Source organism: Butyrivibrio sp. VCB2006 (assembly GCF_000420945.1).
In the GTDB taxonomy this organism is placed as follows: domain Bacteria; phylum Bacillota; class Clostridia; order Lachnospirales; family Lachnospiraceae; genus Butyrivibrio.
In genome coordinates this window covers 24,822-43,955 of record NZ_ATVX01000023.1, presented here as the reverse complement: position 1 = coordinate 43,955, position 19,134 = coordinate 24,822, and the positions used below count along the sequence as shown (strand labels likewise).

The following is a 19,134-nucleotide window of genomic DNA, read 5'->3' as shown; positions in this document are numbered from 1 at the left end:
CTGGTTCATTGAGTTCAAGACCAAGGAACCATCTGTATGCAACGTTTACCTCGATTTCCTTGATGGTCTGGCGCATACTTTTTATTCCGTATAAGTATTGAATGAATGGAATTTTAATAAGAGTGACAGGATCCATGCTTGGCCTGCCCATGTCAGGAGAATACTTATCTTCAACAAGGTCATAGATGAATGACCAGTCAATTGCCTTATCAATAAGCCTGAGCATATGGTCCTGCGGAACAAGGTCATCCATGCTCACAAACTGCATCTGTTCACGTTTTCTTTCTGTATTCGAAGTCATCATAAGTGCGATCCCCATCCCCAACTTTGATACTCCTATTATAACACAAAAAGTGCCTCAATCCTAGATAAATACTGGGTTTGTGGCACTTTTGTATAGAAAAATCCACGGCGTAAGCCGTGGACTTTGTCTTCAGTCTGAAAGCCCACATAGTAATTATGTGGACTTTTTATACTTTTTTAATAATTTACTTTAATTCTACGTTGCCTAAATTACATTCAATTTTGATTGTTCCTGCTGTTCCTGTCTGGACATAATTGCTATTGTAATTCTCTGATCCAACCCTGAGATTTCCCAGTGAAACACTAGCACTGATCGTGAAATCTTTGATATCGCCTTCGAGATCAATTTCCACATCTCCAAGATTTGAAACTATAGCCATGTCCTTGGTATCACATTTATCAATATCAATATCTGCCATATTTGTCGCTAAATGAAGCTGATCTGCAGAAAGCTTTCCTGCTTCAATTACACCCATATTTAAAGAAGCATTGAATTCCCCAAGTCTTGTATCCTTAGGAAAAGTGATTGTCAGCTTATTATTATCACTTGGCCTACTCTTCTTTGGTTTATATTCAGGCTGTGTAATTACAAGGCTCTTTGAACTTTCATCATATTTGCAATCCGGACGTAGTTTTTCAGATCCTTCATATTCAACAGTAAAAGATTTACCCTCTTTTATTTTGATTTCAAGAAGAGATACGTCCATTTTAATACCGGTAACTTCTGTGCCATAATCCTCTTTAAATTCAGATGGCTTATCAACAGGAATTATGTATGTATAAACTCCGTAGCAAACAGCTGCAATTGTAGCAATTGTCAGTACAAAAGATAAGAACTTTTTCATATTGTTTACCCCCTATCTGCGCAAAGGATTTTCTCAATAGGTTTTCTAAGTACGCCTGCTATAGGCCAAATAAGCCATGTTGATCCCCAGTTAAAGGATGTGAAACTGGCAATAAGATATATGCAGAGAACTATTTTCCAATACATTGACATAATGTCTTTGGCAGCACTGCTTACATAGTTCTTTCTCTCCTTTTTAACCGGTTCATAATTTCCAGCAACAGTATTAACATCGTTTAATGATAAAAGCTTGGAATAAGCAGCGTCCTTGGCTGATGACATCTGGATCAGGAGAACACCGATACCTGCACCTATAAATATGAATGAAGGTCCAATACCCTCTGTAATAAAGCTAAGGCCTGATGAAAAAACCGTATCAAGCACAATTACAGGAATAATACTAATGATGCAAAGAACAATACCGATTGTAAGGTATAAACCTCTTGTCATCTGGTTCTCACTCTTAGATCTTGCAATTGCCTCTGCTGTAGATAAGTCTATAGTGCACAGCTCTTTGTCCATAAACTTCCATTCATTGTTCATAAATGCAGAAAAAACTATAGCACCAACACCAATTGCTGCAAATACAAACAAAAACAATACTCCTACAAGTTCTATTCTGCCAAATCCTATTGTCTCGCCTAATGCACTAAACATGATCGGGCCAATCGGAGCAAATATGCACATCATAACTCCAAAAGCCAGAACGAATCTGCGACGTGTATAATCAGCTACAAAGTTTATAACTTCGTCAGTTGAAAGCATTCTTCTGTCAGTGGACTCATCTTCCTGATTGATAACTGTTGCAATTCCAAGGCTCTCTGCCAGTTCATCCAGGTTACCAAACTCAGAAATAACTATTCCAACCGCTTCATTCTCAGGCTTGCCCTCATTTATAAGCTCAGTATATTTGTCTTCCATCATTGAAAGAAGCTCATCCTTGGCATTTTTAACCTCAACTGTATTAGGTAAGTTAGCAAACATTGCTTCCAAATAGTTTTTAATAGTTTCCATGATCACTTATCTCCTCTAATGAATTTCTCAACAACTTCTTTTGTAAGATTCCACTCTGCACATTTCTCCAGGTAGTATTCTTTCCCCAACTGTGTAATTCGGTAATACGTTCGTTTCTTGCCATTCTCTGCATTCTGACTGTAGGATTCTATATATCCGTTTTTCTCCATCCTGGTGAAGGCTGAATAAAGAGTAGTCTCCTTGATAATATATTTATCTTCTGACAGAGATCTGATTCTCTTGGATATCTCATAACCGTAGGATGGTTCATCCAGCAGAATGAAAAGAATGATTGTGTCATTATAACCTCTAATGACATCACTACTTATTTCTATCATCCCATCAAACACTCCTTTCCACGTGAAAAATGTATTTTCATATGTCTGTCGTACTATGTCTGGCATACTATGTTAGTCGTAGTATATCTGTCGTAGTAAAATATACCACGGCAGTCGTAGTATGTCAACACTATTTGTAAAAAAATTTACGCAATAAAAAACACCCATCCTCAAAGCGCTTAAAAGCGCATGAAAACAGGTGTTTCCAGAAATAATCACTAAACTTTTCAGACTGAATTATCAGTTCTCGTTATCAAAATATGGTTTTATGGAAGTCTTAACAACTGTAAGCATGATCAGCATAATAATCGAATCAACTGGAAGCATTACTGCGTTTGAAATAATTCTTCCCGGAAGAATAGCTGCGATTGCCTGGCCATAAAGGATATTAAGCCAAAGAGTATTAAGAACCAGGTTACATACAATCTTAACAGTTACCTGAGCAGCAATAACTCTCCAAACCTGAAGTGGCTGCTTGTAAAGGAATAATCCGTATATAACAGCACCAAGCATTGCAGTAAGTGTGAATCCGGGGAAAAAGTCTCCGTCTCCTGACAAAAACCACTTAACAATATCCATTGTGCCGCCAAATATAGCTCCTATCCATGGTCCGAAAAGGTAATCCACAACCTGGTTAGGAAGTCCGGAAAAACCGATTCTGATATAGGGACCAAACTTGATAGTGGCAACATATCCAAGAACAATTGCAAGTGCCCCCATCATGCCGCAGAAGGTAAGAACTTTGGTCTCTTTGAGTCTTCCGATTGACGAAAAAATGCTTGTTTTCTTAGTTACGATAGAATTTTGTGACATAATAATACCTCCTTTGCAGTTTTTCCTTTAACCACATCAGAGGCATAAATACGTATCTTTGATGTAGCAGCGGGATGCGACATCATAACCGCGGGTTATCCCTTCGTCCAAGTAGCAACTCCCTGTCTACCTGGCACTTAACGCTGTGACGTCTACTCTGCATAAACATTTTTATTTGAGAACATAATACATTATAAACAATGTAATTGCAATACTACCAATCCAGATTACTACTCTCTATCTTCTTGTCCCTGATCATAAGATCATTAAGAGCTTCCTCCGGAGATTTTCTCTCAAAAAGGACCTGATTAACAGCTGTAACTATAGGCATCTCAACTTCGTACTTGTCAGCAAGAAGTTTTGCCGCCTTGGCACTATATACACCCTCTACAACCATCTTGACTTCATCCATGGCTTCCTGCATAGATTTGCCCTGTCCTATTAGGATACCTGCTCTTCTGTTTCTGGAATGCATTGATGCGCAGGTTACGATAAGATCGCCAATACCGGAAAGGCCGCTAAAGGTCTCAAATTTACCGCCCATAGCCATTCCGAGTCTGCCTATCTCAGCAATACCTCTGGTTATAAGAGCAGCCTTAGCATTATCCCCAAGTCCATAGCCATCAGCAATACCGGCTGCAAGAGCTATAACATTCTTGAGGGCTGCACCAATCTCAATGCCAAGCATATCAGGACTTATATAAACCCTGAATACATTGCTCATAAATATATTCTGAACATATCTGGCTGTATCTTTATCAAAAGCGCCTACAACAATTGAAGTAGGCATACCCTTACCAACTTCTTCTGCATGTGAAGGGCCTGACATTACACATACCTGGCATCCCGGAATCTCATCTAATATTACATCCGACATTACCATAAGTGTCTGCTCTTCAATACCCTTAGAGCAGTTAACTATAATCTGCTTATGTTCCTCATCTTCAACAATATAAGGAGCCATGAGCTTAACTGTTTCTCTCATATGCGCAGATGGAACTACTACAACAATAATATCCTTGTCCTTAACAGTTTCTTCCATGCTGCAAGTAAACTTAACGGATTCCGGAAGTATCACTCCGGGAAGCTTATCCTCATTGCCATGATAAGCCCTAAGTTTATCGACACTTTCCTGTCTTCTGGACCATACAATTACATCATGTCCATTGTTACTAAGTAAATACGCAAGCGCTATTCCCCAGCTACCCGCGCCAACTATACCAATCTGTTGTTTGTCCAAGTCAAATTCTCCCAATATTAATTATTGTTTGAAAATCAATTATCAGTTAATCTACTTTATTCTTTTTAAAGATGTAGGTCTTTCTCTCCTGACCTGCAAGGAGCTTCTTGATATTGCCTCTGTGCTGATAGAAAGCAAGTATAGCTAAAAGCGCGAGGATTATATAAACCTCAATAAGAGCACCCTGTGGAGCAAAAAACAGTCCCATCTGTCCATAAATAATAGTCATTACCAAAAGTGCTGTGTAATAGAAAAGACTGCAGATTGAAACAATGTGAAACAGATTAAGCGGAAGGAAGAATGAAACAAGTCCCATAACAATAAACCATGGAGTAAACTGAATTCCAAGGTAAATAGTGTATCCTGCTGTGCAGGCAATTCCCTTGCCTCCCTTGAATTTAAGCATAACAGGGAAGTCATGTCCAAGAACTGCTCCCGCTGCGGTGTATGTCATGTAAAGTACAATGTATGCAGGGTTTGCACGACCAAATAAAAGATATGTGATCAGAATAGCTGCCATACATTTGAGCATATCTCCTAAAAGAACAACTGCTCCTGCCTTAGGCCCCATAACTCTGAGGGTATTGGTTGTTCCGGCGTTACCGGATCCAACCTTTCTGATATCTACCCCTTTAAGCTTTCCGTAAAGTACTGCTGTCTGGAATGTACCAAAAATATAGCCAATGACAACGCAAATAATTCTCTCTAAAAGTAGATGTCCCATTTTACTTTTTTCATCCTCCAATATGGTTATTTATCTTCTTTTCTTTCTCTGATAATGAATCTAAGTGGAGTACCCTTAAAGCCAAAGGCCTCTCTTATCTGATTCTCAATATATCTGGTATAGCTAAAGTGCATAAGTTTTTTGTCATTAACAAAAATAACAAATGTCGGTGGCTTAACAGATGCCTGAGTAATGTAAAAGAGCTTGAGCATCTTACCCTTGTCACTTGGTGGCTGCTGCATAACAACTGCCTGGGTCATAATCTCGTTAAGAACACCTGTTGCAACTCTGAGCGCATGGTTCTCTGAAACCATATCGATCATATCGTAGAGTTTAACAAGTCTCTGACCTGTCTCAGCAGAAATAAAGATAATCTCTGCATAGTTCATGAAAGCAAGAGTATTTCTAATATCCTTAGTAAACTCTTTTACCGAGTGATTGTCTTTTTCAATAAGATCCCACTTATTAACAGCAATGATTACCGCTTTGCCACTTTCATGAGCAATACCTGCAATCTTGGCATCCTGCTCTGTAACGCCTTCCTCAGCATTGATAACAAGAATTGCAACATCAGCTCTTTCAACGGCACCCACAGTTCTGACGATCATGTAGTGTTCAAGTTCGTCCTTGACCTTGTTCTTTCTGCGAAGTCCGGCTGTATCAATAAATGTGTACTTCTTGCCGTTGTATTTAACCTGAGTATCGATGGCATCACGGGTTGTACCTGCAATATCAGATACAATAAGTCTGTTTTCGCCGATAAGCTTATTGATAATAGAGGACTTACCTACGTTTGGCTTACCGATGATTGCAATCTTAATGCTGTCATCCTCTTCATCATCTACTGAATTCTTGTTAAAGTGGCTGACAACCTCCTCAAGGAGATCGCCAATTCCCTGCTTGTTAACAGCAGAAATAGGGAATGGCTCACCAATTCCCAAATTGTAGAATTCATAAACATCCAAAGAATCTCTGTTATAATTATCAACCTTGTTGACGCACAGAACGATAGGCTTACCGGATTTTCTAAGCATGTCTGCTACTTTGGAATCGGAATCAGTAAGTCCCTGCTTAACATCAACCATGAAGATAATAACATCAGCTGTGTCTATAGCTATCTGAGCCTGATCTCTCATCTGAGCAAGAATAATATCCTTGGAATCAGGTTCGATACCACCTGTATCAATAAGGGTAAAGCTGTGGTTAAGCCATTCCACATCCTGATAGATTCTATCTCTTGTTACACCGGGTGTATCCTGCACAATAGCAATCCTACTACCTGCCAGTGCATTAAAAAGTGTAGATTTACCTACGTTTGGTCTTCCGACCACTGCTACAATATTTCTTTTACTCATAAATCATCCTTGTCTAAAATATAATGAATGTTTGCAGTTATTCAAAAATCTCATAAGTTGGAATATCAAAGAGAGTTCCTACAAGTTCATGACCGTCGCACTTGGAAATACCAACTTCCACTCCAAGTTCTCTTGAGATATCTCCTATCCTTACATCATCCAGAAGATAATCCTCACCGCTTCTAAGAAGGTTCTCAGGTAAAAAGAGCTCCTGGCCCAGATCCTTGCCGCGAAGCTGACCAATAATATCCTGCCCTGTCAAAAGACCTGATACTGTAATCCTTTCGCCAAAAAACTCATTGATTATCTCATAAACTGTTACCTTTAGTCCAGGGCAAACTTCCATAGCTCTGTCTGCCAGGTTCTTGATGCAGGGATATACAAGCCTTCCTGTGGCAATTGAAATGTTTCTGTTAAGCTTATCCAAATGTTCCCTGTGGTTCTCAAGAACAGCCTGCATAGCTTCCTCATATTCATTGATAAGAAGCCTCATCATTCCTACGCCGTTTTCAAGCTGAATGTATCCGTCATAGCGCTCTTCTTCAGGAAAATCTCTTCCCGCAAGGAAATACCACTCGTCACTAGCATGAATAAAATGAATGCCGTGCTCATCATAGATTTTGCGCTGCCAGCTCTCAATTTCATCAATAACCTTGGCTGCATCGTCACTGTTAAAGGGTTCCAAAGGATAAAGTCCATCTCTGTACTTGGACAGTCCAACAGGAACAACAGATACGCTTTGAAGATTAGGGATATACTTGCTAAGATCAGTAATTGATCTTGTAAGTTCTGCCCCATCATTAACACCTTTACAAAGTACAATCTGACCATTTATCTCAATACCGGTCCCGGGAGCACATAATCTGTCCACCTTTTTAAGGGCTTCTCCGGCAAATCTGTTTCCCAGCATTTTGCAGCGAAGCTCCGGATTGGTAGTCTGAAAAGAGATATTTATGGGAGATAAATGATACTTAAGAATTCTGTCTATATCTTTATCCGACATATTTGTAAGAGTTACATAATTGCCCTGAAGGAATGAAAGTCTTGAATCATCATCCTTAAAATATAAAGTTTCTCTCATACCCTTAGGCATCTGATCTATAAAGCAGAAGATGCAATTATTACTGCATCGCCTATAGTTGTCCATAAGACCATTTTCAAATTCAATTCCAAGGTCTTCGTCATAGTCTTTATCTATATCAAGAAGCCACTCTTCTCCGTTAGTCTTCCTGATCAGTACATCCAGATGCTCATCCTGTACCAGATACTGGTAGTCAAAAACATCCTCCAGCTCCTGATCATTGATTTTAAGAAGGATGTCACCTTTTTCTATATTAAGTTCTTCGGCAATGCTTCCTTCTTCCACATTGCCTATTAAATGTCCATTATATTTGTTCATAGCGTTTTTATTATACAATAATATCCTTGACGTGTCAGTAAATGAGATGGTAAAACTGTACTTGGAGAAATGCGTTTAATAAATAGGCGCTCAAATAATATAATACAAAGGGGACAAAAATGCCAGATTTTCACAAGCTTGAAGGTACTATTCCTGTAGCTCCGCTCAATCTCATCGTAATGGAATCTGCCAGGGAACTTGGTAACAGTGTAGACAAGTACATTGCCCAGTTCAGACATGAACTTTACAAGATGCCTGAGAACGATCCCGCTTTCCACGGATACGTCAAGGACAGCTATCAGATTGGTTACAAACTCAACAGATTCTCCAGTGGTGAAGCTAAGGCTACCATCACTGAAAGTGTCAGAGGTAACGACGTTTATATCCTTACTGATGTTTGCAACTACAGCATCACTTACAAAATGTACAATTATCTCAACCACATGTCTCCTGACGATCATTATCAGGATCTTAAAAGAGTTATCGGTGCCATCACAGGTAAGGCACGCAGAATTAATGTTATCATGCCTTTCCTTTATGAAGGAAGACAGCATAAGCGCAATGGCATGGAATCTCTTGATGCAGCCCAAATGTTCAAAGAGCTGCATGATATGGGCATTTCAAACTTCATAACCTTTGATGCACATGATCCAAGAATATCAAATGCCAAGCCTCTGGGCGGCTTTGATAATTTCCTTGCATCCTATCAGTTTATGAAGGCTCTCCTTTCTCATATTGATGACCTTATTGTTGATAAGGATCACCTTACCGTTATTTCTCCTGATGAAGGTGCTCTTGACAGAGCAGTTTACTTTGCAAATGTCATCGGTGCTGACACAGGTATGTTCTACAAAAGACGTGACTATGCTCATGTTGTTAACGGCACAAACCCTATTGTTGCTCATGAATTCCTTGGTTCAGATATTCAGGGCCGCGATGTTATCATCATAGATGATATGATTTCATCAGGTTCCAGTATGATTGATACCGCTAGACAGCTCAAAAACATGGGTGCTAAGCGCGTATTCATCTGCACAACCTTTGGCCTCTTCACAGACGGAATGAAGAAATTTGATGAAGGCTACAAGAATGGATACTTTGATGCTGTTATTACTACCAACCTTACTTACATGAATGAAGAAGTTACTTCAAGAGAGTACTTATTTGTAGCTGATATGGGTAAATTCCTTGCTACAATCATTGACTTCCTTAATCACGATGCATCAATGTCTACAGTAAATATGCCAACAGATAAGATTCACGAAATCGTAGGCAAGTACAACTCCGGTTGCAAAACTCCCGCAGAGTTGTTCGACTAATATATCCATAACGCTTTTAACGGCTTAGGAAAAATATCTTTCCTAAGCCGTTTTATTATAAGCTTATATATCCCTTAATCTTCCACTGCATCAAATGTCAGTATTACCTTAAAAAGATCTCCATCAAGTTTTATCTTGAAATCTCCGTTTTGAGCAAGTGTCAGATTCTTGGCTATTGAAAGGCCAAGTCCGCTTCCTTCGGTTGTTCTTGATTCATCACCACGAATAAATCTCTCTGACAAATCATCCCCGTCCAAATCCAGTTCTTTAGCTGAAATATTCTTTATTGAAAATACTGCTTTTTTCTTGCCGTCAGCCCCTTCGGATAGCTTAAGATCCATATATACCCTCGTTCCCGGCAGCGCATATTTACAGGTATTACTAAAGAGGTTTTCTATTACCCTCCATAAATGCCTTGGATCTGCCATAATCTGGATATTTGGCTGAATGGATCTAAATATTGGCTGAAGCTTGGCATTTTCGAATTTCTCATAGAATTCGCCAATATTCTGATTAACCATCTCAACGAAATTGAGTTTTGTCATCTGAATGCTGATATTGCCGGAGCTGATCTTGGAAGCTTCCAAAAGATCTTCAATCAGTTGTTTTAGCTTGGCTGACTTAACATCCAGAACTTCTACATACTCTTTAACTTTGGGATTATCTATGTTCTCGCGTTTAATAAGGCCCACATAGTTAATAATGGATGTCAGCGGTGTTTTTATATCATGAGAAACATTGGTAATAAGATCCGCCTTAAGCTTCTCATCCTTCATACTGGTATCTACAGCTCTTTCTATACCTTCTCCGATGGAATTGACAGCCTCTGCAAGCAATATATTGTCGGCATGAAGGTCTCTGACATCAACCTTAGCCTTCACATCACCATTTTTAATATTTTCAATTACATGGATGATTCTGTCTCTGTCTGTATTCTGCCTATATAAATAAATACCGATCAAAAAATCCATGAAAGCAGCAATTACAACGCCTGCAATTCCGATCTTGAAAAGCATCATATTTATGACCACAAAGATAACATAAGGAATCCAGGTTCTGATAAATACACTACCGTTATCAGTTGTATTTACTATCAGGTCTCTTGCTCCAAAGCTTACCCTTCTGGTAAAACTGTTTTTCCAAAGCAGTTTACCGGAAATTCTTCTTGTGTACTCATAAATTATGTATAAGAGCCCGACGTCCGCAATGACGGCAGATACTCCAAGGTAATACGGAAACATCTGAAGCTGCGTCATCTTAACAAGGCTGGTACCCTTGATGTAACTTGCGATAATAAATACGGCTAAAGGAAGCATGATAAGCAGCGCCCCTAGAAGAAGTACCGCCTCAGAATATAAGATATTTTCCTCTAAGCTTGGCTGAGGCAGGCTCTGGACCGATACATCCACTGCCTTTGCTTTTCTAGCATCATTAAACAGTATGATAAATATAGCCAGATACGCTGCCGCTGCAATTACTCCCAGGATATATAGCTGGGTCCTATAAGGCATATATTTGGTAAAGCTGCTCTTCCCCTGGGCAAAATCATCTGAACATGGATAGTTATTGGTATCTACAGCAAGATATATCTTGGTTTGATCAGGAAATGCATAGTTATATGATTTAACCAGGGACCTGAACACGCTTTCTTTTATCTTTGTGTTGGTATCATACTTAAGTTCATAAGGACAATAATAAATATATTTGCCAAATCCCTTAAAAACTTCTCCCACGTCGACACCAACTGTCTCTTTTGACAGTTCATCCACATTTGTGAAGATTTCTTTTTTACCGTTGACTGTCCTTGAAACATAATATCTTACGTTACTATTCTGATATGTGTAATAGCTAAGAAGTGAACCGTACTCCTTGTAATTAGCCGAAAGATCTCCAATTGTTTCCTGAATATAAGAGCATAAAAGAATATACTCATCCCAGTTTGATACGATATCATCTATGTTCTTGCCATCTACTGTCTGATATCTGGATATAAGAATATCATGGCTTCCTGCTTCATAATTGCCATTTCCCGCAACAGAAAAAGTCAGTGTATTATCATCCTGTTGTGAATTAAGGTATGAGTTCATACCTCCTGATACATTATTATTCTTGAGATGAGTGTATGTAGTTGATGAACTAAGGAATTTTGCGCTCTGCTCAGATGTAAAATCTCTGGTCTCAACAGTAATTCCGTTCTGTCCCCATTTAAGAATGTCAGATAAATAATAAACTGCTGTGATGTAGTCTCCTGGAAGCATTGATGCTCTGTTCACATAGGCCGTGACATCAACCTTCTTATCACCGTCAAAAACTGCACCGGTTTCCAACTGAGATCTTTCAGCAACAAGCCTAAGCACATTTGCTGCATTATTCCCTAAAATATTATTAAAAAGAAGTGATTCCTCATAAGCTCTTGACCTGTCGGATTTATAGAGATTATATGAATAATCGCCATCAGCTCCCGTAATTACTATACTGGAACTAGATATAGAATATGCCAGCACAAAAGCTATAAATCCTGCCAAGATATGTTGTGAAAAGCGAAGTGTCTTTTTTAGCTTGTTACTTAACTGCATTTTTAAACCTCATCCTCGATTTTGTAACCAACTCCCCATACAACCTTTAAGAATTTGGGATCCTTGGGGTTGATCTCTATTTTTTCCCTAATGTGTCTGATGTGAACCGCAATGGTGTTATCTGATCTTCCACCGGTTGATTCATGCCATATATGCTCATAAATCTGTTCAATGGAATATACCTTGCCTTTGTTCTTAACCAGGAAACATAGGATATTGTATTCTACCGGAGTAAGCTTGATATTCTCGCCAAAGACAAAGCATTCCTTGGAATTATCATCAATTACAAGACCACCCACAGAGTAAACATTATCATTGATAACCTCTGATCCAAGTGTAGTATATCTGCGAAGATTAGACTTGACTCTGGCCATAAGCTCAAGTGGATTAAAAGGCTTAGTGATATAGTCATCTGCGCCTATGTTAAGACCAAGGATTTTATCCGAATCCTCGGATTTAGCGGAAAGAAAGATAACAGGTATAGTACTGAATCTTCTAAGCTCCTTAACAAGCCTTATACCATCCATTCTGGGCATCATAATATCCACGATTGCGAGCTGAATTCTGGCCTGTTTGAGAATCTCCAAAGCCTCAACACCATCATAGGCTCTGAATACTCTATAACCTTCTTCCTCCAGATATATCTCAATCGCGTCTACTATGCTCCTATCGTCATCACACACAAGAATATTTTCCATATTAACCACCTTTAACAACTCTAAATTAATTAAATCAGTAAATTCTTAAGATTTACCATCGAAATTTATTAATTTTTTTGCCTGTTTTCTTAAGAAATTAACGTTATTACGTTTATGCTATTCATTTAAGGCTCAAAAATGCCGCTAAATTACCGCGTTCTTCGTGCTGCATTCTATGGGAGAACAAAATATCGGAATTACATTTAGTACATACATCAGTTACAAAAATGTTTTCTTCTTTTACTCCTTTTTCCAAAAGAGTCTGTTTTATTGCATTCCACAGATATAATCTATATTTACCGCCAGGGTAAGGAATCAGAATTCCTTTTTCCTCCAGTTCTTTTCTTGAGAAGCTTTCAGCAAACTGCTCCGCCACATCCTCTCCGATTTCATAACAGGGCCCACAAATAGATGGTCCTATGGCACAGTATAGGTCACTGGCCTCTGTTCCGTAATTTGCATGCATCTCATCTATTGTCCTTGCTGAAATTTTGCCCTTAGTGCCCTTCCATCCGGAATGAGAAAGTCCAATTGCTTTATGGATAGGATCTACAAAGTACACCGGCGGGCAATCCGCATGAAATGTGGACAAGATAATTCCCGGCACATTGGTTATAAGGCCGTCTATGTCCATATAATCCCTTGGGCGCTGCGGTCCTTTCCCTCTGTCTTCCTTAGTAACAACCCTAATATTTGTTGTATGAGTCTGGAAAGTGGAAACAAAATCATCTAGCTTATGGCCGTGCCCCATAACCTCTGATATTCTCATATAGTTCTCATCCACAGCTTCCTTTTCATCGCCTCTTGTATAGCTGAGGTTCATGGTACTATAGCAGCCCTTGCTGACACCGCCCAGCCTTGTGCTGAAGAGATGGTCAACAATCCCAAGTTCCTCAAGCTTTGGAAAAACAAAGTAGTAAACACCGTTTTTCTCTCTTAGATTCAGTACTTTCTTTTCCCCACATCTTTTAATCTTAATATTGTTCATCGCATTTCTCCCATGGTTATCCTATATAATCAAATGCGTTCTTATGCCATCTGATTACAGGAATATTATCATCATCAGTAATTGCTATAACATCATATCTAATTGGAAAATCAATGGATTTATTCTTGGAATAAAGATAAAGCTTGGAAAGCTTACAGATTTGTCTTTGTTTAGAAATTGTGACGGCTGCCTCAGGAGCGCCGAACCTTTTATCTTTCCTGTATTTAACTTCTATAAAGCACAGATATTTATCATCCCAGGCGATGATATCTATCTCTCCGCGAAGAGCCCGATAGTTTCTATCGATTATCCTTGCGCCGCACTTTTGAAGATAACTACAGGCCAGATTCTCGTAGTAATCTCCCACCTGTCGTTTATTCATCTATGTAATTCCCATCTATAAAAAACATAAATGGAATATTATCACATAGAAATCCATTTGTCTATTATTGTTTTATTTTCTTTATTTTCTGCTCTTATCCTTGGCCTTGATTTTATCCATAGCATCAACAAAAACAAGGATTTCAGCAACAACTTCGTACAGCTCCGGAGGAATCATTTCCCCAATTTCAAGTCTGGACAAAGTATCAGCCAGCTTGTCATCCTCATGAACAGGAATTTTGTTATCTTTGGCCTGTTCAATGATTTTTTCCGCCAAAGCGCCTTTTCCGGAAGCTATAACTCTTGGTGCCCCATCTTCATTAGGATCATAGCCAAGGGCAACCGCGGTCTTTATTTTTTCTTTTTGTCCTGAATCTGCCATATTTATGCCCTCGCATCAAACGCAGTTGTAGATAAAAGAGGTGTCCTTGATACAGCCAGCAGTTCGTCAACCGCATCATTTTCTCCGCCTTTATCCGAATGGAGCATAAGATTTGCCTGCATTGAATAGCCGCGCTTTTCAAGCCTTTCATGAAGGATGTGAATATTGTCATTTATAAGTTCAATAACAGAATCATCCGCAACATAAAAGTTTGTTGTAACCTTTGTATCCTTGAGTTTAACGTAAACGTCAACAGGTCCCAGGCTCTCCATATCAAGATGAAGAATGGCGCTAACCGATCCGTCTTCGCTCATTTTCTTATTTTTGTTCCTGTAAACATACAGATCGCCATTGGCATTTTGGCCAGTCATCTGAAGAGGCAACTGAATATACTGAAACATCTGATTAAGCTGGTTCATAAAATCCAGGTTATTGCTAAGGTTGTTGGCTGACTGAGCAAGCTTTGATTCAGAGCCCAGGGTGTTCGATATTGTCTCCGCAAGAGCCTTAGCCTGAACGCCAAGTCTTTGGTAAAGGTTATCGATATTCTCCTTTTTCTCCACATCTCCCGGCTTAAGCAGCCACTGATTAGTTATATTCTCCTTTTGGAGCTTATTATACTCATCTGAGGAAAAGAGCTTTTTCCAGGAGGCCATTTCAACAGGATTAGATAAATCCGCATTTTCAAAGGCCCCTGCAAGCTCTTTAAAAAGCATTTTCTGAACATCAAGGCTTCCCGAACCAGTCTCTTTTATAAGATTCTGTATTGTCTTCTCTGAAATGCCTATATTTTCCAGGTTATTTACAAAATTAGTTGAAAACTTGATATTAGCCTGAGCGTTTTTATCTTCAGAATTCTGATTAACTACATTTTGAGCAGCCCCTTCATTTGGCAAGCCTTTCTGCACTTCGCCAGACAAAACAGGATTTCCGTCAGCCACATTTTCTTCAGACGCTTGCACGAAAGCTTCGGCACTTGCAGAATCAGAATTAACAATGCCTGAATTTGTGATTTCGGATTTTATTGTTTCAGAATTTAATAGTTCTGTATCTGCTGCTTCAGGGCTAACTAATCCCATATTAGTGGCATCGCCTTTTAAAGCTTCAGTATTGGCAGCTTCCGGATTAACAATTTCAGGGTTTACGCTGGCAGATATTTCAGCTCCCTCAGCAAAGGCTTTCAGTACTTCTCCATATAAATTTACTGCAGCAGTAGTATTTCCGCTCTCCATCAGCGTGTTGAAGGCATTCGGTAATTCATCCATGATCTGAGTCATTTCCATGGTTACCTGATGCTCATAGTTCTTATAGCTTGAATACTGCTCTATGTTATTTTCATTAATTGGAATATTGAGACTTTTCATCTCTACAAGTGTAGAAACGCTTGTATCAGAATATGTGTTGAGATTTTTACTCATTTCAAGAAGAGATGACTTATCAATTGGAAGTCCGGCTTCCATCATCTCTTTTACCATCTGCAAATTGTCATTTGTGATTTCGAGACCTGCAGCAGACAGAGCCTTCATGGTGCTCTGATAAATAGATGTATTCTCCAGAAGCGGCGTTATTGTAATTCCATTTGCACCGCTTCCTCTAACAGCGAAATTTAAGACCTGGCCTTCCTTGAGTCCCATTCCCTCGGAAAGCTTGGCAGAAATAGTAGCGTTTCCAATATCGATATTGGCAATCCGCTCCCCTTCACTATCTGTAACAGACAAAACCTTACCTGATAAAGTAGACCCATTCTTGATTTCAATGGGCGCCTCCTTAGAAGGAACATTTGTCTGTTCCCTTCCATCGATGACTATACTATTACCAGATCCGGTTATGCCTGAAATATTACTCATACAAAATTACCTATAAAAGATCTGCGGTGAATCGGGCAAGGCCCATACTTTTTAAGAGCAGCGATATGATCTGCGCTACCGTATCCCTTATTGGAATCAAAGCCATACTGTGGATACTCTTTGGCATAGTCCTTCATGATCCTATCCCTGGTAACCTTGGCAACAATGCTGGCAGCAGCGATAGAAACACTCTTGGCATCACCTTTAATAATAGAAACCTGCTTGTACTCCTCCAGCTGAGGAATATGGACAGCATCAATCAAAAGACCTCCCGGCTTAACGGAAAGACTTTTTACTGCCTTCGTCATGGCTTCATAGGTTGCCTGCAAAATATTGATCTCATCAATTCTCTCACAGCTGTTTGATCCGATACCTACAGCAACAGCCTTTTCCATGATGACATCATAAAGCTCTTCTCTCTTTTTTTCGGATAATTTCTTGGAATCATTTAGATATAAGATATTGCAGTCTGTAGGAAGAATAACAGCAGCCGCATAAACGGGACCCGCAAGTGGTCCTCTCCCCACCTCATCAATTCCGCATAAAAGCCCCAATGAAGCGTTTTCACGCTCATATTTTTTCATGGCTTCAATACGTTCTATTTCCTTGTGCAAAAGATCAAGTTTTTTGTCCGCACTTTCTACAAGCTTCTGAACACCAGCTCTCTCATCGCTCCCAAATCTTTCAATAAAAGCAGTGAGCTGTTCTTCATTCTCTGAAGACTTAAGTAGGTCTTTTATCTGTGTTATAGCATCCATCATTTAATACCCCCAAAAGTATCAAATGGGTATATTCTGACGAAGGCATGTCCCAAAATGTCTTTCTTGTTAATATTACCAACAGAAGGATCCCTACTGTCCATACTGTGATTTCTGTTATCTCCCATGACAAAGTACTCGTCCGGACCAAGCTTAACTCCCTCAAGAGCTACTCCGGGATCAAGGATAACCTCGGCGCCATAGTGCTCATCAAGCTTAACTTCGTCAATATATATGTTACCTTCTGTATCGATTCTTACAGTCTCACCGGGCAATCCAATGACACGTTTGATAAAGAATTCGTCGTTACCGTATCTGTATGGAAAAACGATAATATCAAATCTCTTAGCATCACCAAATCTATAGGAAACCTTCTCAATCAAAAGAGAATCCTTGTCAATAAGAGTTGGATTCATTGAAGAGCCACTTACCTCTGTCCTTTGCATTACAAACGTAATAAACAGGAATGTAAGCAGGAACACAACTCCAAGATAAATTATAGTACTAAATATTTCTTTCAATACTTTGTTCATAAATAATCCAGCCTATCTGTGCATACGCACTTATTTAGTCTTTAGAAGGACGTTCAATTGAAAGCTTACCCAATCTTCCGTTTCTGAAATCATCAAGAAGAAGCGCTGCCGCTCTATCCATATCAGGCTTAGCTCCCTGTCCAAGACATTTTCTATTGATAGCGATAGCAGATAATACAGCACTGGCAGGAGTAGCATACTGTTCCTCCATAAGCTCTGCAATCTGCTCTTCACTTATATTATACTTCTCGTTTATCACCTTTGGGTATGCTTCTTTAAGGATTTTAATAAGTTCGCAGGCAAGCTCCGTAGTATCAAGATTCTCATCGTTCATGGAACCAATAAGCGCAAGATGAAGTCCAACTTCTTCATCTTCAAATTTAGGCCATAAAATACCCGGAGTATCAAGAAGCTGCATGTTCTTGCCAAGTGAAATCCACTGTTTGCCCTTAGTTACGCCAGGTTTATTACCGGTCTTGGCTGATGCCTTTCCTGCAAGCTTATTGATAAATGTGGATTTACCAACATTAGGAATTCCGGCAACCATAGCTCTTATAGGCCTTCCCACTATTCCACGTTTCTTGTCACGCTCTATCTTCTCAGCACATGCCTTGGTTACCATATCCTTAACCTTACCGGCTTCATTTCCGGTCTTGGAATTCATTTCCATTACCAGCGCACCTGTCTTCTGGTAGTATTCCTTCCACTCTTTAGTAACCTGAGGATCGGCAAGATCCGCTTTATTAAGGATTATAAGTCTGAACTTATTCTTGCCAAGCTCATCAATGTCTGGATTTCTTCCGGCTGCCGGTATTCTGGCATCTGTAAGCTCAATGATAATATCAATAAGCTTAATATTCTCCTGCATCATTCTGACAGCCTTGGTCATATGACCCGGGTACCACTGATAATTCATCAAATCACCACTTTCTAAATAAACACTATTACTTCATCAATATTAGTTAATGATAAATCCACCCGAATGGTCATCAAGTCCCATCTTAAACCAGGCCTTTCCAACCATCATTCCGGTAGATACAATACCTATATTTGCACTTCGAGAGTCCTCACTACTGTTCCTGTTATCTCCAAGCACAAAATACTCACCGCTTTTAAGCTTAATCTCATTGGAAGCAATTCCTGCATCTTCCATTTTATCATATTTATCCTGGTCTTCAGTCTGAACCTGCCCATTTATATACAAAAGCCCATCCACAATCTGAACTTTGTCTCCGGGGCCTGCAACTACTCTTTTAACATAATAGTGAGAATTGACATTTCCATTAGGCAAGAAAACTACTATATCCCCGGTCTTGGGTCCAAATATCTTGAATATAAGGCGGTTTACCAGAACAGTCTGTCCATTGTAGGCAGATGGTTCCATAGAATCACCTATTACCTTAACCTGCATTCCAAAGGCAAATACAAAAGCACCTGCCAGAGCTACCATGGCAATGGTAACCGTTATCCAGGAAAAAATCTCCTGAATAAGCTTAGGTGTAATGATCTTCTTTTTCTGACTGAATGATAAAGTATTCTTTTTCCTGCGACGACGCATCTTAAAAATGCTCCCCTTTTGATTTATTTATATATATTTTCTCAAATTGTAAAAAAAGAGGCAA

The 19,134-nt window shown here is 39.3% G+C and carries 20 protein-coding genes and 1 riboswitch; of the genes, 1 reads left to right on the top strand and 19 read right to left on the bottom strand.

All coding sequences use genetic code 11. The features are described 5' to 3' along the window. From G613_RS0116245 to G613_RS0116205, 9 genes are all read right to left on the bottom strand, one after another. Positions 1-304, bottom strand: a 304-nt coding sequence (locus G613_RS0116245; RefSeq protein WP_029674973.1) for a transposase, incomplete at its 3' end; no start/stop codon positions are given. A gap of 184 nt (positions 305-488) precedes the next feature. Beyond that, positions 489-1,148, bottom strand: coding sequence for a DUF4097 family beta strand repeat-containing protein (locus G613_RS0116240; protein WP_029233624.1), 660 nt, complete (start codon positions 1,146-1,148; stop codon positions 489-491). A 5-nt stretch (positions 1,149-1,153) separates the two neighbouring features. Next, positions 1,154-2,161: a permease prefix domain 1-containing protein gene (locus G613_RS0116235; protein ID WP_029233623.1), complete on the bottom strand. Its 1,008-nt coding sequence runs from the start codon at positions 2,159-2,161 to the stop codon at positions 1,154-1,156. Between the two features lie 2 nt (positions 2,162-2,163). Then, positions 2,164-2,499: a PadR family transcriptional regulator gene (locus G613_RS0116230; RefSeq protein ID WP_029233622.1), complete on the bottom strand. Its 336-nt coding sequence runs from the start codon at positions 2,497-2,499 to the stop codon at positions 2,164-2,166. A gap of 240 nt (positions 2,500-2,739) precedes the next feature. Beyond that, a complete protein-coding gene (locus G613_RS0116225; RefSeq protein WP_029233621.1) occupies positions 2,740-3,312 on the bottom strand; it encodes a folate family ECF transporter S component in 573 nt (190 codons plus the stop codon). Between the two features lie 65 nt (positions 3,313-3,377). Continuing rightward, positions 3,378-3,474: riboswitch (THF riboswitch) on the bottom strand. Between the two features lie 52 nt (positions 3,475-3,526). Next, positions 3,527-4,552 carry an NAD(P)H-dependent glycerol-3-phosphate dehydrogenase gene (locus G613_RS0116220; protein WP_029233620.1) on the bottom strand — a complete coding sequence of 342 codons (1,026 nt, stop codon included), beginning with the start codon at positions 4,550-4,552 and terminating at the stop codon, positions 3,527-3,529. Positions 4,553-4,598: 46 nt separating this feature from the next. Beyond that, a complete protein-coding gene (plsY, locus tag G613_RS0116215) occupies positions 4,599-5,276 on the bottom strand; it encodes a glycerol-3-phosphate 1-O-acyltransferase PlsY (RefSeq protein WP_029233619.1) in 678 nt (225 codons plus the stop codon). A 26-nt stretch (positions 5,277-5,302) separates the two neighbouring features. Continuing rightward, the gene (der, locus tag G613_RS0116210; protein ID WP_029233618.1) at positions 5,303-6,631 is read right to left on the bottom strand and encodes a ribosome biogenesis GTPase Der; all 1,329 of its coding nucleotides are present in this window, start codon (positions 6,629-6,631) and stop codon (positions 5,303-5,305) included. 37 nt (positions 6,632-6,668) lie between these two features. Beyond that, positions 6,669-8,030, bottom strand: a complete 1,362-nt coding sequence (locus tag G613_RS0116205) for a DUF512 domain-containing protein (RefSeq protein ID WP_029233617.1) — start codon at positions 8,028-8,030, stop codon at positions 6,669-6,671. A gap of 119 nt (positions 8,031-8,149) precedes the next feature. Here G613_RS0116205 and G613_RS0116200 point away from each other — a divergent pair, with 119 nt between their 5' ends. Continuing rightward, on the top strand, positions 8,150-9,349 hold the full coding sequence (locus G613_RS0116200) for a ribose-phosphate pyrophosphokinase (protein ID WP_029233616.1): 1,200 nt from the start codon (positions 8,150-8,152) through the stop codon (positions 9,347-9,349). A gap of 74 nt (positions 9,350-9,423) precedes the next feature. Here the strand turns inward: G613_RS0116200 and G613_RS18900 are convergent, their stop codons facing one another. The 10 genes from G613_RS18900 to lepB (G613_RS0116150) form a co-directional block, all read right to left on the bottom strand. Beyond that, a complete protein-coding gene (locus G613_RS18900; protein WP_029233615.1) occupies positions 9,424-11,925 on the bottom strand; it encodes a sensor histidine kinase in 2,502 nt (833 codons plus the stop codon). A 2-nt stretch (positions 11,926-11,927) separates the two neighbouring features. After that, on the bottom strand, positions 11,928-12,623 hold the full coding sequence (locus G613_RS0116190) for a response regulator transcription factor (RefSeq protein WP_029233614.1): 696 nt from the start codon (positions 12,621-12,623) through the stop codon (positions 11,928-11,930). 121 nt (positions 12,624-12,744) lie between these two features. After that, positions 12,745-13,611 carry a peptidoglycan editing factor PgeF gene (pgeF, locus tag G613_RS0116185; RefSeq protein WP_029233613.1) on the bottom strand — a complete coding sequence of 289 codons (867 nt, stop codon included), beginning with the start codon at positions 13,609-13,611 and terminating at the stop codon, positions 12,745-12,747. 16 nt (positions 13,612-13,627) lie between these two features. Further along, a complete protein-coding gene (locus G613_RS0116180; RefSeq protein WP_029233612.1) occupies positions 13,628-13,993 on the bottom strand; it encodes a YraN family protein in 366 nt (121 codons plus the stop codon). A gap of 81 nt (positions 13,994-14,074) precedes the next feature. Beyond that, on the bottom strand, positions 14,075-14,374 hold the full coding sequence (locus tag G613_RS0116175) for an EscU/YscU/HrcU family type III secretion system export apparatus switch protein (protein WP_029233611.1): 300 nt from the start codon (positions 14,372-14,374) through the stop codon (positions 14,075-14,077). 2 nt (positions 14,375-14,376) lie between these two features. Further along, the gene (gene fliK, locus G613_RS0116170) at positions 14,377-16,221 is read right to left on the bottom strand and encodes a flagellar hook-length control protein FliK (protein WP_029233610.1); all 1,845 of its coding nucleotides are present in this window, start codon (positions 16,219-16,221) and stop codon (positions 14,377-14,379) included. After that, positions 16,218-16,979: a ribonuclease HII gene (locus G613_RS0116165; RefSeq protein WP_029233609.1), complete on the bottom strand. Its 762-nt coding sequence runs from the start codon at positions 16,977-16,979 to the stop codon at positions 16,218-16,220. Before G613_RS0116165 ends, fliK begins: the two co-directional genes overlap by 4 nt. Continuing rightward, positions 16,979-17,512: a signal peptidase I gene (gene lepB / locus G613_RS0116160; RefSeq protein ID WP_029233608.1), complete on the bottom strand. Its 534-nt coding sequence runs from the start codon at positions 17,510-17,512 to the stop codon at positions 16,979-16,981. Before lepB (G613_RS0116160) ends, G613_RS0116165 begins: the two co-directional genes overlap by 1 nt. Before the next feature lie 34 nt (positions 17,513-17,546). Beyond that, on the bottom strand, positions 17,547-18,428 hold the full coding sequence (gene ylqF, locus G613_RS0116155) for a ribosome biogenesis GTPase YlqF (RefSeq protein ID WP_029233607.1): 882 nt from the start codon (positions 18,426-18,428) through the stop codon (positions 17,547-17,549). Between the two features lie 42 nt (positions 18,429-18,470). After that, the gene (lepB, locus tag G613_RS0116150) at positions 18,471-19,070 is read right to left on the bottom strand and encodes a signal peptidase I (protein WP_029233606.1); all 600 of its coding nucleotides are present in this window, start codon (positions 19,068-19,070) and stop codon (positions 18,471-18,473) included. Between the last annotated feature and the right edge of the window lie 64 nt (positions 19,071-19,134).

Excerpts from the sequence above, each read along its gene's own strand:
- G613_RS0116240 (WP_029233624.1), bottom strand. The coding sequence starts at position 1,148 with ATGAAAAAGTTCTTATCTTTTGTACTGACAATTGCTACAATTGCAGCT.
- G613_RS0116235 (WP_029233623.1), bottom strand. The coding sequence starts at position 2,161 with ATGGAAACTATTAAAAACTATTTGGAAGCAATGTTTGCTAACTTACCT.
- G613_RS0116230 (WP_029233622.1), bottom strand. The coding sequence starts at position 2,499 with ATGATAGAAATAAGTAGTGATGTCATTAGAGGTTATAATGACACAATC.
- G613_RS0116225 (WP_029233621.1), bottom strand. The coding sequence starts at position 3,312 with ATGTCACAAAATTCTATCGTAACTAAGAAAACAAGCATTTTTTCGTCA.
- plsY (WP_029233619.1), bottom strand. The coding sequence starts at position 5,276 with ATGGGACATCTACTTTTAGAGAGAATTATTTGCGTTGTCATTGGCTAT.
- der (WP_029233618.1), bottom strand. The coding sequence starts at position 6,631 with ATGAGTAAAAGAAATATTGTAGCAGTGGTCGGAAGACCAAACGTAGGT.
- G613_RS0116205 (WP_029233617.1), bottom strand. The coding sequence starts at position 8,030 with ATGAACAAATATAATGGACATTTAATAGGCAATGTGGAAGAAGGAAGC.
- G613_RS0116200 (WP_029233616.1), top strand. The coding sequence starts at position 8,150 with ATGCCAGATTTTCACAAGCTTGAAGGTACTATTCCTGTAGCTCCGCTC.
- G613_RS18900 (WP_029233615.1), bottom strand. The coding sequence starts at position 11,925 with ATGCAGTTAAGTAACAAGCTAAAAAAGACACTTCGCTTTTCACAACAT.
- G613_RS0116190 (WP_029233614.1), bottom strand. The coding sequence starts at position 12,623 with ATGGAAAATATTCTTGTGTGTGATGACGATAGGAGCATAGTAGACGCG.
- pgeF (WP_029233613.1), bottom strand. The coding sequence starts at position 13,611 with ATGAACAATATTAAGATTAAAAGATGTGGGGAAAAGAAAGTACTGAAT.
- G613_RS0116180 (WP_029233612.1), bottom strand. The coding sequence starts at position 13,993 with ATGAATAAACGACAGGTGGGAGATTACTACGAGAATCTGGCCTGTAGT.
- G613_RS0116175 (WP_029233611.1), bottom strand. The coding sequence starts at position 14,374 with ATGGCAGATTCAGGACAAAAAGAAAAAATAAAGACCGCGGTTGCCCTT.
- fliK (WP_029233610.1), bottom strand. The coding sequence starts at position 16,221 with ATGAGTAATATTTCAGGCATAACCGGATCTGGTAATAGTATAGTCATC.
- G613_RS0116165 (WP_029233609.1), bottom strand. The coding sequence starts at position 16,979 with ATGGATGCTATAACACAGATAAAAGACCTACTTAAGTCTTCAGAGAAT.
- lepB (WP_029233608.1), bottom strand. The coding sequence starts at position 17,512 with ATGAACAAAGTATTGAAAGAAATATTTAGTACTATAATTTATCTTGGA.
- ylqF (WP_029233607.1), bottom strand. The coding sequence starts at position 18,428 with ATGAATTATCAGTGGTACCCGGGTCATATGACCAAGGCTGTCAGAATG.
- lepB (WP_029233606.1), bottom strand. The coding sequence starts at position 19,070 with ATGCGTCGTCGCAGGAAAAAGAATACTTTATCATTCAGTCAGAAAAAG.